Genomic DNA, 13,132 nt, shown 5'->3' on the forward strand with positions numbered 1-13,132 from the left:
TTCCCGCCAGGAAGTCGGAGCATGAGGGCTCATCAGGAGTCCGGGAGATCCAGGCGGGGAGGCACGCCGACCGGGTCGGTGTGAGGCGCAAGTGCGTGAAGGTCATGGCATGCCGCTCCGCGCTCCGCTCGGCATCCACGAAGTGCTGAGGGTGCAGGCTTGGCGGGGTGAGGGGCACCGATAGTCGGGTGTGGTGCCGTGAGGAGGAGCGCAGGGTGGGGGAGGGTTGCTGGCACTGGGGGATGAAGTCTCTGCACGCATCTCCGCCATCTGTCCTGTACCTCATGGTGGTGAGTCGGGTCGGATGAGTGTCGTCGTTGAGGCTTTCCGGTCAAGCCATTTGCTCTGCTCGGGGTAGGTGTAGTGGGGGAGTGGGCACAGGGTTCGGCTCCGTGGCCTGGGGATGGTTCCCTCAGGAGGACCAGTGGTCCTTAGCCTCAAGGGTGTTCAACTCGGACTGATGCGGTGAGACGAGCAGGCCAGGCCGGTCCTGCCCCATGGGTCCTGGCCGGCCACGCGTGGCAGCGAGCAGTCCGCTCTGAACTCCGAGGCAATGGCACCATGCCTGCCCGCGTGCCGAAGCCCTGCCGGCTACGCTGCACCGTCGTGCGAAGCGCTGCGAAGGATTGAGGGGGCGTCCGCCAGTTGGCGGCTCGCTGGCTGTCGTACGACGGCTCCCAGCGGCCAGAGATGAGACCGCCGGTGCACGATGGCCCCTCAGCAGGGCGATCGCATCGAACGAAGGAGTTCTTCAGGCACCCAGGCACCCAGGCGCACGGCCTCACCATCCGATCCTGAAGCGGGTGGTCCGGCGACGACCCCTTTGGCGTTCATGCCTCGGCCGTGTGGCCCGAAGTCCCGACTTCACCGGCGCCTCCGGCCGTCCAGGAGCGCGCCCTGCGACGGCATCGCCGTGTCCAGCCCAACTCGTCGGCGTGATCTTGCCGAGCAGAAGGGCAAAGCGGTGGGGCGGGCCAAAGGGGCACGTCAGCTGCTGCGCTGGTAAGTCGAGATCGGCGACGAACCCCAGGACATGGCGCACGCGGACCTCTTCAGGCGCCGAGGCGCCGGGTTCGTACCCGCTTCCCTGCGCGGGCGAGACGGCTGGCTTTGGAGGGACGGTTCCATAGGGGCGCAGCCTGCACGCAGCCTCCCGAGGGCTCGGCCGTGCCCGCCCGGACGCATTGGCATCCACCGGTGGTGGCGAGCTCGTGCCGAGCCGATCACCATCCCCTCAGGCCGCTCTGAGCCGCTCACGGCTGGTGCGGCTCAGAGGGGCCGTAACCGGAGCGTCCTGGTGACGGCTTGCCGGGCAGACAGAGCGTCCGGCCGGGGGAGTGGCCCCGGGAGGAAGGCGCTGAACGCAGCCTGCCGCGAAGGCGATTTCACCTGGAAGAAGGGCCGAGGGGCCGTGATTCCAGGTTCGGGTTTCACGCTCTCGATGGCTCTCACAGAAGTCATTGAGAGTTCAAGTATTGCGGGAGTCGGAGCTCGGGAGGGCGGGGGAGTGGGGGAGTGGGGGAGTGGGCGGAGGGGGCCCGTGAGCGGGCGCGGCCTCAGGCCGGCTTGCGCCACACGGAGATGTGCTTCGTGGAGTCCTGTGTGAAGGGAGTGCCGTCCCAGTCCGCGACGCGGCGTTCCAGCTCGAGACCGGCGAGCCGCGCCATCAGGTCGAGCTCGGCCGGCCAGGCGTAGCGGTGTCGGGAGTTGTCGCGGCGGTAGCGGCCGTCCTCGTCGCGGGTGAAGTGGTGCGAGACGAGAACCTGCTCGACCAGGTCGAAGGTGTCGAAGCCGAGATGGCGCTCGGAGACGTCGAACGGCACCGCGACCTGGCCGGGCGGCAGGAACCTCAGGGGAGGCATGACCAGTTCGATGACGAAGCGGCCGCCGGGTGCCAGATGGCGCGCGGCGTTGCGGAAGCACTCGACCTGCTCGTCCTGTGTGAGCAGGTTCGAGATGGTGTTGTAGACGAGGTAGACCAGGGCGAACTCGCCGGGGACGACAGTGGTGGCCATGTCGCCGATGGTCACCGGAAGCGTGTTGTCGTCGACCTTGCGCCGCAGCACCGCCGCCATGTGCTCGGACAGTTCGATGCCCGCCACCTGCACGCCGCGTTCCCGGAGCGGGACGCCCACGCGTCCGGTTCCGATGGCGAACTCCAGGGCCCGGCCGTCTCCGGCGAGCTCGGCGAGGAAGGCGAGGGTCGGGGCGAGGGCGGTGGCCGAGGACAACTCGGCCTCCTCGGTGTCGTAGCGCTCGGCGGTCGCACGGGTCCACAGCTCACTGCTTGTCACGGGCGGCCACTTTGCCGGGGGCCGGAGGGCGTTGTCGACGTAATTACGTCCCCCACGGCAGTTTTCTAGCGGCGCTAGACAAGCGAGCGACATTAGAGCTAGCGTTGCATCATCAGCTAGCAACGCTAGAAAGTTGGAGGGGTCAGCATGCTCGCCGCACTCGAGGTCGTCACCACCGTGACCGTCGGACTGATGGTCGGGGTCGAGTTCTCCGTCGCCTTCGTCATGAACCGCATCTTCGACGCCCTCCCCGACGACAGCGACCAGATGGCCCGCTCCCACGGCGGCCGGATGCTCGGCGCGCTGATGCCCTTCTGGTACATCGGCTCGGTCGTCCTCTGCGCGATCTGGGCCGTCGCGGGATGGCACCACGAGGGCACGGGCCTGGTCGTCGCCGGCGCCGCCCTGCTGATCGTCAGCGTGATCATGTCGATCCTGCTTCTCGTCCCGATCAACAACCAGGGTAAGAAGTGGACCCCTGAGACCCGCCCCGCGGACTGGAAGGAGCAGATGAACCGCTGGGACCGCTACCACTACGTCCGCGTCGCGGTCATCGTCGCCGCCTTCACCCTCCTCGTCACCGCCCTCGTCTGAACAAGCGAACAAGCACCACTGCGCGACCCGCCGATCAACAACAACCCGATACCGACAGGGAGTTCAGAAAATGGCCAAGCTGCAGAGTCTCGACCCGCACACGCCGATGTTCGCGCAGTTCCAGGAGAAGACCGGGCCCGTCGTCCTGGCCAACACCTTCCTGGTCCCGAAGGAGCAGACCGACTCGTTCCTGGCCCTTTTCCAGAGGCAGGCCGAGTTCATGAAGGCCCAGCCGGGATTCGTCTCCCTGCAGATGCACCGGGGGACGGCGGGCAGCGAGCTGCTGATGAACGTCGCGGTCTGGGAGTCCACCGAGGCGCTGGCCAGGGCGTTCGGCAACCCGGAGTTCCAGCGCCTGGCCGCCGAGTTCCCCGACGACGTCGTGTCGTACCCGCACATCTTCGAGCAGATCGAGGCCTGACGCGAAGCCGCACCCGCACCCGCACCCGTACTCAAGCCCGCACCTCGAAGGAGAAGCACGATGTCACTGAAGACCGTCAACACCGTCCTGGCCACCGTCTGCGTCCTGTTCGTCCTCTACCTCGGACTGTCCTTCATTTTGGCCCCGGGGGCGTCCACTCCAGGCGTCGGCCTGCCGACCTGGCCCGCCGGTGACGGCGGCGGCTTCCTCACCATGAAGGGCATCCGCGAGTTCTCGATGGGCCTGGTCATCGGCATCCTGCTGCTGACGGGCCACCGCCGCGCCCTGGGCTGGGTTCTGCTGATGGAAGCCGTCGCCCCGTTCGGCGACATGATCAACGTGCTCGCTCACCACGGCACCGTCGCCGCCGCACTCGGCATCCACGGCCTGACCTCAGCGTTCATCACGCTCGTCGCCCTGCTGATGCTCCGCGAGACCGGCAAGGCACACCAGGCAGCCAAGGCCACCAAGACCGACAAGGCGCACAGCGTCCCCGCCTCAGCCGCGCAGCCCGTCTGACGAGGAGCCTTCTCCCGCTGGCACAGCGCCAGTTGCCCGCAACCGCACCCGCGCCGTGGACGGAAGCTTCATGGCGTCGGCGTCGGCTTCGGTACCGGCGGCCGGATCGAGGGGACGGAAGCCCTCACCGTCCGCCACCTCGTACTCCCAGTCCAGGGACCGTGTGACCACCCCGGTGACCGGATGATCGCGGTAGAAGCGCCGCCAGTCGTCCCAGCACCACGTGCGCTCCTCGCCGGCCAGAGCGAGCAGACGGGAACGCTCCTCGGCGAGGGTGGTCTCGATGCGCTTGGCCTGACGCCGTACGCCGTCGACGTCCTCGGACCAGGTACGCGCCTTGTAGCCGGTCGGTGATCTGAACGGGTGGGTGGTGCGCGTGGCGGTGCCGTCCTTGTCGATCCAGTCGACGGTCACCTGCCCGCTCGCGTGCACGCTGATCACGGCGTCCAGCGCGAGGTTCCACCACAGGGCGCCGCGGCCGATCCAGCCGATCGTCAGCGTCCCGTCCTTCTCCAGACCGTGCCGGGGGACGGTGCGTTCGGCCACCTCGTGCGGAGGGACGCCGAGACGGGCGGCGGACTTCTTCACCGCCTTGGCCAGCACTTTGTACGGATGCCGGGCGGACGGCACCCAGTAGTGCAGGTCCCAGAGCTCGTCCAGGACCGCCGGACCGGGCAGCTCACCGAGCGAGGCGAACGCGGCACCGGCGAGGTCGTCGTCCACTTTGTAGTAGACCTCCATGGCCTGCACGTTCTTACGAGCCAGCAGCGCGAGGTCGGCGGCCAGCGGCCCCGGGTCCTGCCGGATCCATCCCGCGGCGAGAGCGAAACCGATCGCCAGCGCGCGGGCGGGGGAGTCGGCCCGGCTCTGCCCCAGCTCCCGGATCACGGTGTTCTCCTCGGCGGCCCCGTGGAAGGAGCGCTCCGCGGCCAACTCCCGGACCGCGTACCGCACCAGGTCCTCGGCGCCGTCCGCCTTGAGCAGTTGCCTGGTACGGCGCTTCCACGGCGTGTCCACCTTGTACCGCCAGTTCCAGAACTCGGAGGCGGTATCCAGGTGGCAGACCAGCTCGGTCAGGTCCGGCGGCAGGCTGACCAGGCGGTCCCGTACACGCTCGCTCCACGCGTTGTCGGCGTCGAGCAGGTGCGTCACCGATGTCGATTCGCTCATCCGTCGATCATGCCAAGCACCACTGACACCGGCCCTCCCGCACCTGACCCCGGGTCAGTCGGCCCAGATCTCCCGTACGCCCCGCAGAGGATCGCGTTCCACCCGCGGCTCGGACCCCCAGCGCATGACAGCACGCGCATCGGCGTACGAAGGCCAGTCCGCACCCGGCGACAGGTCACGGACGAACGCCACCCAGGCGCCGTGCATCCGGTCGGCCAGAGCCTGCGGCGGGCGCGGCCCAAGCGCGGCCTCGACGCCCTCGGCGCCGAGGAGGTCGAAGACGAACGGCAGGTCGGTGCAGTGGTAGGCCTGCCCGCCGCGGCCGTCAGCGGTGCCGGTCCACTCGAACTGGTACAGCCAGGTCGGGTGCCCCCGCTCGGCCCGCCCCTCCGCCGCCACCAGCGCCGGGGCCCGGAACAGCCGGTCCGTCACGGCTCCCCCCACGCCGGCACCGGCGCGCTCGGCGAGGAAGCGCCCGGCCCTCTCCTCGTCCAGCCCCAACGCGCCCAGCACGAACCGCAGTTCACCCTCCGGCACCGCCGCGCCGTCCTCTCCCGGTGCGGCCAACTCGTGCTCGGTAAAGCCGAGCAGCAGCGGCACCGCCGCATCGGCCAGTGCGCCCGGCACGGGCACAGGCACCAGGTCACCGTCCGCGAACGGCGCGAGGTCCAGCCCGGGCAGCTCGTCGCCGCCGTCGCCGCCCTCGGGACCAGGAGCGCCCAGCGCGTCCTGGAACGCGAGCAACTGGGCGTCGCTGACATCCCGCAGGGCCGCCGCGGTGGCGGGTACGCCCGTCCGCTCGGTGAACCGGCGGGTGACGGCCTCGGCCGCCGCGCGGTCCTGACGATCGTGACCAGCAGGATCGTGCGGGCCTGACCGAGCAGTGCGAGCGTCGCGAAGGAGGCGAGCCCGCCGCCCAGGATCCACGGGTTGCGGCGGCGTGAGCGGTCCGAGAACACCCCGGCGAGCGGGTTGAACAGGGTGGCGAACACGGCCGAGACGCCGGAGACCCAGCCCAGGGCGCCGACCTTTCCCGCCGGGTCGATGAGCTCGATCTGTACGGGCAGCAGCACCTGCCCCGCACCCAGATAGACCAGGTACAGGGCGGCGTTCCCGAGCGTGAGCATCGGCAGCAGCCGGCCGAGCCGGCGCGCGTCCCCGGGGGCCGGCGGAGGTCGGCCGGGCACCGTCGGCCGTGGCGTGAGTGGGCATGGCAGGACTCCTGGGTGAGCACGCGTCGCGTGGGCCGGGCAGCCGGCGAGGAGGAAGGAGCGGAGGGAGAGGGAGGAATCTGGCTGCCCGTCGGGGCGCGGCCACAGCGAACCACGAAAACCGAGTAGGTACTAGGTTTTGAATTTGTGACCCAGGCCACAAACAGAAAAGGGAGGCGGTACGGGCTGACTAGGCTGAGCCCATGGACGTCAAGGACGGGCCGTCGGGTCGCAGGTCAGGCAGGGGAGCGGCACGAGGCACCTACGCGGTGGGCGACGAACGGCGCGCCCGCATCCTGGACGCGGCCGTCGAACACTTCGCCCAGTGGGGCTATCACGCGACCTCGCTCGCCCGGATCGCCAAGGACGTCGGCATCACCCAGGGCGGCCTGCTGCACCACTTCCGCACCAAGGAAGCCCTCCTCGTCTCGGTGCTGGAAGCGAGCGACGAGCGCGACATCGAGCAGTTCTTCGGCGAGGACCACGCGAGCGTGGCCGACTGGATCCACGGACTGCTCGCCCTCGCGGAACTCAACAGTCGGCGCCCGGCCCGCACCCGCCTGTTCAACGCCCTGGCCGGCGAATCGGGCGACCCCGACCACCCGGCGCACGACTTCTTCACCCGCCGCTACCGCACTCTCGTCGCCGACGTCGCGCAGTCCCTGCGCCGTGGCGTGGACAGCGGCGAACTGCGCCCCGGCACCGACTGCGAGTCCGAGGCGCAGCAGCTCCTGGCGGTCATGGACGGCCTGCAACTCCAGTGGGCCCTCGCCCCGGAGGCGACGGACATGCCCCAGCGCCTGCACGACTACCTGGACCGCCTCTACCGGGCGCTGAGCACGACCGGCGCCGGAATCCCTCCGCGGCACGCCGAGTAGCCGCGCCGCCCCGCACGAAGCGGGGCCCGGGGAGCGGATGCTCAGCCGCGCGGGACGAGGACGCCGCGCCCCAGCGCCTTCAACGCCGCGGTGATCTGCCGGACATCGAGCCCCAGCCGGTCCCGCTGGAACTGGAAGACGTCCGGCGCGAGGGGAGCGAGCAGCAGGTCCACCATCGCCTCCCGGTTCTCGACACCGGCCTCGCCGAGCAGCGCCCCGACATGCACGCGCCAGAACCCGTACGCCCCCGTCGCGAAGCGTGACTGTCCCGTCTCCGTGCCGAGGACCAAGTGGATGTGCTGGTCGAGGAGTTCGACCATCGCCTCGTAGAAGGCGGCCAGCCGCTCGTCGGGAGGTGCGCCGGGCCCCAGCGGCGGCTCGCCCCGCATCAGCTTCTCCTGGAGCACCCGCTCGTGGTCGTCGAGCAGCGCCACCGCGATGGAGGCGATGTCGGGGTAACGGCGGTAGAGCGTGCCCTTGCCCACGCCGGCGGCGCGCGCGATGTCCTCCATGCCGACGTCCTGCGGCCCTCGCTCGGCGAACAGCCGGGCCGCCGCCGCCAGGACCCGCATCCGGTTCCGCGCCGCGTCCGCCCGCTCCTTCGGTGCGGGGGACCGGTCCGCCCCTCCGTCGAACAGCATCCTCGGATCGCTCATGGACCTAGCCTACTCCAGTAAGTGGACGTTGCGTCCACTTAGCGCTATGGTCTGAACTCAGAAGCGGACGCCGCGTCCACTTAAAGTTGAAGTCTGTCGCCCGGAGGACCCGCCATGACACGCCAGCCGCACCTGCTGCACCTCGACGCCAGCGCCCGCCGCCGCTCCTTCTCCCGCGAGGTCAGCGGCGCGTTCGCCGACGCCTGGCGCGAGGCCGACGGCACGGTCACCTACCGCGACCTCGCCGCCGACCCGGTCCCGCACCTCACCGAGGCCTGGACCGAGATCTGCGACAACCTGCTCGCCGACGGCATCACCGCCCTCGACCGCCTCCACGAAGGGGCGCGCACCCCGGAGCAGACCACCGCCTGGCGGACGATCGAGCCCCTCCTGAACGAGCTGGTCGCGGCGGACGTCATCCTCATCGGCACCCCGATGTACAACTACGGCGTCCCCGCGTCCCTGAAGGCCTGGATCGACCAGGTGACCTTCCCCCGGATGTCCCTCACCGGACGCAGGATCGTCGTGGCCAGCGCCCGCGGCGGCTCCTACCTCCCCGGCGCCCCGAAGGCCGCCTTCGACCACCAGGCCCGCTACCTGAAGGACTTCGCCGCCGGCCACTTCGCCATCGACGACGTCACGTTCCTGCACGCCGAACTGGCGAACGCCGTCATCGACCCCCACCTGGCCGACCTGCGCGACCGCCACGAGGCCTCCCTCGCCGAAGCCCTCAAGACGGCCCGCGACCTCGGCCGCGAACTCGCCACCAGGACGACGACATGAACTGGATCTTCCTGGCCCTGGCCGGAGCGGTCGAGATCGGCTGGTCCCAGAGCATCAAACCGACCCAGAACTTCACCCGCCCCGTCCCCACCCTGATCTGCTTCGCCCTCGCGGCCGGCGCGGTCTACCTCCTCACCCTCGCGATGCGCACCATCCCCGTAGGCACCGCGTACGCCGTCTTCACCGGCATCGGAGCCGTCGGCGCCATCGCCCTGGGCATCGTCATCAACCGGGACCCGGTCACCCTCGCCCGCACAGCGGCCCTGACCCTCATCGTCGGCGGCATCATCCTGGCCCGCATAGCCAGCCCCGAAAGCTGACCGCCCCCGTCTGTGTCGCCGAGGCACACGAACAGCGGCACTGCACATGCGCCCTGACGGACCGCCACCTACGGTCGACACCAGGGCGACGACAGGGAAGAGGCGCCCGGCCCCGCACCGCGCGCGCGTGCGGGGCCACCTCCTGTCCGGAGTCCGCATATGTTCTTTCTGGAGTCGGGTGTTGTCAGCGGCGGCCGATAGTGTGCTGGTCGTGCAGCTCAGGTACGGGTTCCGTCTGTATCCGAACGGTCCTCAGCGCTCGGCGCTGGCAAGGGCGTTCGGGTGTGCTCGGGTGGTCTATAACGACGCGCTGCGCGCCCGTGAGACCGCCCGCGCCGCCGGGTTGCCGTTCATTCCGTCGGGCGAGCTGTCCAAGCGGCTCACCGCGTCGAAGAAGACCCCCGAGCGGGGATGGCTCGCCGAGGTGTCTTCGGTCGTGTTGCAGCAGACCCTCCGGGACCTGGACACGGCCTACAAGAACTACTTCGACGGTCTGAAGGGCAAGCGCCCGAAGATGGGACCGCCCCGGTTCAAGTCCCGCAAGGACACCCGGCAGTCGGTCCGTTTCACCGCGAACGCCGGATGGAAGATCACGGCCGGCGGAAAGCTGCGGCTGCCCAAGGTCGGCGACCTGGCCGTGAAGTGGTCGCGATCCCTGCCGTCGGTGCCGTCCACGGTGACCGTGGTCAAGGACAGTGCGGGCCGGTACTTCGCGAGCTTCGTGGTCGAGACCGACCCTGAGGCGCTGCCTGCCACGGACCATGTGGTCGGCATCGACCTCGGCCTGACCCACTTCGCGGTCCTCTCGGACGGTACCAAGATCGACAGCCCGCGTTTCCTGCGCCGGGCGGAGAAGAAGCTCAAGAAGGCACAGCGAGATCTCAGCCGGAAGGTGAAGGGGTCGAAGAACCGGGCGAAGGCCCGGATCAAGGTTGCACGTGCCCACGCACGGACCGCCGATGTGCGGCGCGAGTTCCACCACCAGCTCTCCACCCAGCTGATTCGCGAGAACCAAGCGATCGCAGTGGAAGACCTGTCGGTCAGGGGACTCGCCCGCACCCGCCTCGCGAAGTCCGTGCACGACGCCGGATGGTCGGCGTTCACCGCGATGCTGGAGTACAAGGCCGCCCTGTACGGGCGCACCTTCATCCGCATAGGCCGCTTCGAGCCCACCTCGCAGGTGTGCTCGCAGTGCGGCGTCAAGGACGGCCCCAAGCCTCTGCATATCCGTACATGGACATGCGGCGCGTGCGGGGCCGACGTTGACCGGGACATCAACGCGGCGGTCAACGTCGCCAAGGCCGCCGGACTGGCGGTATCAGCCTGCGGAGCGCGGGTAAGTCCGGGACTCGTCCCGGCACAGCGCGAAGAATCAGGAACCCACCCGAAGGCGATCCGGGCATCCGGCAGCCAGACGGGAACCTCCGTCCTTTAGGACGGAGAGGATGTCAAGCCATGCACCCCACCGACCGCGCCGGCGCGGTCATCGAGACCGGTGCCAACCTGGCCAAGCTCGTCGGCATGTCGCCCACCGTGTTCTCGCGCACCCGGCGTCAGGTCGTCGAAGCCGGCTGGCTCGAGGAGTCCGAACGCCTCGCGCACATCAGGTACTACCGCCTCAGCCAGAAGTGCACCGGCGAGCACACCGTCGTTCCGATGCGCCGGGCGACCTGACCGGCTCGGGCGAGCTGGGCTCATGTACGTGAGGTCAATGAGCACAGGACTCGCGACCGGTACTCATTGACCTCACGTACATGAGCCCGCAGGCGGTTCGACCGCCTCCCGGGCTATCCTCCGCCCATGCGCACACAGTTCACCGGCTGGCCGGAGCAGGCCATGGACGTGTTGTGGCAGCTCCAGGGCGAGCCGACCCACGCGACCCGCGAGCGCTGGCGCGCGGACCGCGAGCGGCTGGTGCGGCAGCCGATGATCGCCCTGCTCAACGCGGTCGCGGACACCGACGCCCGGTACGAGGACTTCTCCGTCTGGCACTACCGGACCGGCGCCTGGTGGTGGCAGAACCAGAGCGCGGTGATCCGGCTCGGCCGCAAGATCGAGATCAATCTCCGGTTCTCCCTGGACGGCCTGTGGATCCAGGGCGCCTGGTGGTACCCCGACCCCGGCCAGGTGGACATGTTCCGCAAGGCCGTGGCCGCCGAGGGAAGCGGCCGGGAACTGTCCGCCCTCGTCGAGGACCTGCGCCAGAAGGGCTACGACATCTCCGGGGACGTGATGAAACGCCCCCCGCGCGGCTACCCGACGGACCATCCCCGTACGGACCTCCTGCGGCACCGCTCACTGACGGCGGCCCGCCCCCTCGGCGCCGAGGAATGGCTGCACACCCCCGAGGCGGCCGACCGCGTCCTCTCGGTCACGGCCGACCTGGACCCCCTGCTGACGTGGCTGGTCCGCCACGTGAAGAGTGCCGCCTGACACCCACCGACTCGGCGGGCGCATGGGTTACGAGGGCCAGCCGCCGTACGGCACGGTGATGAGTTCCATGGCGTGGCCGGACGGGTCCATGAAGTACACGCCGCGGCCACCGTCGTTGTGGTTGATCGCGCCGGGCCGCTTCCGGTGAGGATCGGCGTAATGCTCGATGTCGCGCTGCCTGATCTGCGCGTACGCCGCGTCGAACTCCTCCTCGGAGACCAAGAAGGCGTAGTGCTGGGGTGTGATGCTGTCCGCGGGGATCGTGGCGAAGTCCAGTGTGACGCCGTTGCCCAGACCGACCGCGATGAACGGGCCCCACTCGGCGGTGATCTCGAGCTGGAGCAGCTTCGCGAAGAATTCCGCGGATTCCCGGTTGTCCCGGGCGTGGACGATCGTGTGGTTCAACTCGACTGACAAGGAATGCCTCCGAAGGCATGTCCCGACACCTCCATGCCTCACCCAGCCGGTGACCGACACGCGATGTCGCCGGAGATCATATTCATGTCCATGACCTAGGTCAACGGATGCAACTGCCGCTCCGGACTTGGTGGTTATAGTCTCAGGCAGCGTCGCGTGCCGGTGGCGGAAGATCGTCAGGCATGGAGGCGTCGTATCGAAAGGTGGCTCCGGCCATTCCCACCCCGATTTCACAGAAGATCACGCTCTACCCCGCGCAGGATCGATTCACCGGCCCCCGGCCGGCGGTCCTCGTCCTTCCCGGCGGCGGCTTCCGCGAACTGCCACCCCACGAAGGCGAAGGTTATGCGCGCTGGCTGTCCGGCCTCGGCATCCACGCCTTCGTCCTTTCCTACCGGCTGCTGCCGGACCGGTTCCCGGCCCCGCTCGAAGACGCCCGGGCCGCTTTGGACCACATCCGCAAGGGCGACCACGGCCTCGACATCGGCCCCGTCGGCGTCATCGGATCGAGCGCGGGCGGCCAACTCGCCGGCCTCCTCATGACCGGCCAGGTCCTGTCCGTCGAGGAAGGCGTCACCGACCCGCCCCGACCGGACTTCGCGATCCTCGCCTACGCGCTGGCCGACCTCGACCTGCTGCCGCCGCCCGTGGTCGCGAACCTGCTCGGCGACCTGCTCCCCCTCAAGGACGAGCTGTCCCCGGCCAAGCACGTGGACGCGTCGGTGTGCCCGACCTTCGTGTGGGCCACCGCTCAGGACCCGCCGGGCCTGCCCAACGCCCTGGAGTGGACCCGGGCGCTGGCGGCTGCCGCGGTACCGGTGGAACTGCACGTCTACCCGGCCGGCACCCACGGCATCGGCCTCGCCGACGGCGTGGAGTACGGCGGCGCACCCCACCAGTTCATCGCGCACGAACCGCACACCGCGTCCTGGACGACCGCGTGCGCGGCCTGGCTGCGGCAGGAGGGCGTCCTTGCCGACTGACCGTGTCACCGCCTGGGGCGCGGAACTGCAGCGGGTGCACGGCAAGCTGCGCACCGCGCTGGCGCTGGCGCGGGCGGGACTGGACGGCGGCGACCCCGCCGACGCCACCACCGACCTGCTGCTCTTCTGCCACGGCTTCTGCGCTGCCCTGTCCGGCCACCACCGCGCCGAGGACGGCTCGCTCTTCCCGGAACTGGTACGGGCGCGACCCGACCTGGCGCCGGTGGTCGCGAAGCTGACTCAGGACCACAACATGATCGAGCACCTCATCGGCGGCTTGCAGAAGGCGTTGGCCGACTCGACCGACCCGGAGGTGGCGCACCGCCACCTGGACGGGATCGAGGCGGTCATGGAGACGCACTTCAAGTACGAGGAGAAGCAACTCGGGGCGGTGCTCGACGGCATGGACGCCGACTTCGACCGCACCGAGATCTTCGGCCCGATCAGCTGACC

General features: G+C 69.6%; 17 protein-coding genes. 12 read left to right on the forward strand and 5 right to left on the reverse strand.

Translation table 11 applies throughout. The features are described 5' to 3' along the window. Positions 1-1,556: 1,556 nt before the first annotated feature. Positions 1,557-2,294 (reverse strand): class I SAM-dependent DNA methyltransferase, encoded by a 738-nt coding sequence (locus tag ACZ4E1_RS35385; protein ID WP_467547281.1) that lies wholly within the window; start codon positions 2,292-2,294, stop codon positions 1,557-1,559. 147 nt (positions 2,295-2,441) lie between these two features. On the opposite strand from ACZ4E1_RS35385, the gene ACZ4E1_RS35390 reads away from it, so the two are divergent. From ACZ4E1_RS35390 to ACZ4E1_RS35400, 3 genes are all read left to right on the forward strand, one after another. Continuing rightward, positions 2,442-2,888: an anthrone oxygenase family protein gene (locus ACZ4E1_RS35390; RefSeq protein WP_467547283.1), complete on the forward strand. Its 447-nt coding sequence runs from the start codon at positions 2,442-2,444 to the stop codon at positions 2,886-2,888. A gap of 70 nt (positions 2,889-2,958) precedes the next feature. Next, positions 2,959-3,309, forward strand: a complete 351-nt coding sequence (locus tag ACZ4E1_RS35395) for an antibiotic biosynthesis monooxygenase family protein (protein WP_467547285.1) — start codon at positions 2,959-2,961, stop codon at positions 3,307-3,309. 60 nt (positions 3,310-3,369) lie between these two features. Further along, positions 3,370-3,828, forward strand: a complete 459-nt coding sequence (locus ACZ4E1_RS35400; RefSeq protein ID WP_467547287.1) for a DUF4267 domain-containing protein — start codon at positions 3,370-3,372, stop codon at positions 3,826-3,828. Here ACZ4E1_RS35400 and ACZ4E1_RS35405 read toward each other — a convergent pair. After that, positions 3,808-4,998, reverse strand: coding sequence for a DUF4132 domain-containing protein (locus ACZ4E1_RS35405; protein WP_467547289.1), 1,191 nt, complete (start codon positions 4,996-4,998; stop codon positions 3,808-3,810). The two genes, ACZ4E1_RS35400 and ACZ4E1_RS35405, sit on opposite strands and share 21 nt — an antisense overlap. A 54-nt stretch (positions 4,999-5,052) precedes the next feature. Next, positions 5,053-5,565, reverse strand: a complete 513-nt coding sequence (locus ACZ4E1_RS35410) for a carboxylesterase family protein (protein WP_467547291.1) — start codon at positions 5,563-5,565, stop codon at positions 5,053-5,055. Positions 5,566-5,568: 3 nt separating this feature from the next. Between ACZ4E1_RS35410 and ACZ4E1_RS35415 the strand changes: the two genes are divergently transcribed. Continuing rightward, positions 5,569-5,874 (forward strand): hypothetical protein, encoded by a 306-nt coding sequence (locus tag ACZ4E1_RS35415; protein ID WP_467547293.1) that lies wholly within the window; start codon positions 5,569-5,571, stop codon positions 5,872-5,874. A gap of 538 nt (positions 5,875-6,412) precedes the next feature. Then, positions 6,413-7,087: a TetR/AcrR family transcriptional regulator gene (locus ACZ4E1_RS35420; RefSeq protein WP_467547295.1), complete on the forward strand. Its 675-nt coding sequence runs from the start codon at positions 6,413-6,415 to the stop codon at positions 7,085-7,087. A 41-nt stretch (positions 7,088-7,128) separates the two neighbouring features. Here the strand turns inward: ACZ4E1_RS35420 and ACZ4E1_RS35425 are convergent, their stop codons facing one another. Then, positions 7,129-7,743, reverse strand: coding sequence for a TetR/AcrR family transcriptional regulator (locus ACZ4E1_RS35425; protein ID WP_467547297.1), 615 nt, complete (start codon positions 7,741-7,743; stop codon positions 7,129-7,131). 114 nt (positions 7,744-7,857) lie between these two features. On the opposite strand from ACZ4E1_RS35425, the gene ACZ4E1_RS35430 reads away from it, so the two are divergent. The 5 genes from ACZ4E1_RS35430 to ACZ4E1_RS35450 all read left to right on the forward strand — a co-directional run bounded on the left by ACZ4E1_RS35430 (position 7,858) and on the right by ACZ4E1_RS35450 (position 11,279). After that, complete coding sequence (locus ACZ4E1_RS35430; RefSeq protein WP_467547299.1) at positions 7,858-8,526, forward strand: FMN-dependent NADH-azoreductase; 669 nt, start codon at positions 7,858-7,860, stop codon at positions 8,524-8,526. Then, positions 8,523-8,846, forward strand: coding sequence for a DMT family transporter (locus ACZ4E1_RS35435; RefSeq protein WP_467547301.1), 324 nt, complete (start codon positions 8,523-8,525; stop codon positions 8,844-8,846). Before ACZ4E1_RS35430 ends, ACZ4E1_RS35435 begins: the two co-directional genes overlap by 4 nt. A gap of 211 nt (positions 8,847-9,057) precedes the next feature. Then, on the forward strand, positions 9,058-10,281 hold the full coding sequence (locus ACZ4E1_RS35440) for an RNA-guided endonuclease InsQ/TnpB family protein (protein ID WP_467547372.1): 1,224 nt from the start codon (positions 9,058-9,060) through the stop codon (positions 10,279-10,281). Between the two features lie 20 nt (positions 10,282-10,301). After that, on the forward strand, positions 10,302-10,520 hold the full coding sequence (locus ACZ4E1_RS35445) for a replication initiation protein, RepL2 (RefSeq protein ID WP_467547303.1): 219 nt from the start codon (positions 10,302-10,304) through the stop codon (positions 10,518-10,520). Positions 10,521-10,646: 126 nt separating this feature from the next. Next, complete coding sequence (locus ACZ4E1_RS35450; protein ID WP_467547305.1) at positions 10,647-11,279, forward strand: DUF2461 family protein; 633 nt, start codon at positions 10,647-10,649, stop codon at positions 11,277-11,279. Positions 11,280-11,306: 27 nt separating this feature from the next. On the opposite strand, the gene ACZ4E1_RS35455 is transcribed toward ACZ4E1_RS35450, so the two are convergent. Then, entirely contained in the window at positions 11,307-11,696 is a 390-nt protein-coding gene (locus ACZ4E1_RS35455; RefSeq protein ID WP_467547306.1) for a VOC family protein, read from the reverse strand. A 203-nt stretch (positions 11,697-11,899) separates the two neighbouring features. Here ACZ4E1_RS35455 and ACZ4E1_RS35460 point away from each other — a divergent pair, with 203 nt between their 5' ends. Next, the gene (locus ACZ4E1_RS35460) at positions 11,900-12,679 is read left to right on the forward strand and encodes an alpha/beta hydrolase (RefSeq protein ID WP_467547308.1); all 780 of its coding nucleotides are present in this window, start codon (positions 11,900-11,902) and stop codon (positions 12,677-12,679) included. Then, positions 12,669-13,130 (forward strand): hemerythrin domain-containing protein, encoded by a 462-nt coding sequence (locus ACZ4E1_RS35465; protein WP_467547310.1) that lies wholly within the window; start codon positions 12,669-12,671, stop codon positions 13,128-13,130. Before ACZ4E1_RS35460 ends, ACZ4E1_RS35465 begins: the two co-directional genes overlap by 11 nt. Positions 13,131-13,132: the final 2 nt, after the last annotated feature.

The sequence above is a fragment of the Streptomyces sp. NPDC025806 genome, assembly GCF_055558275.1.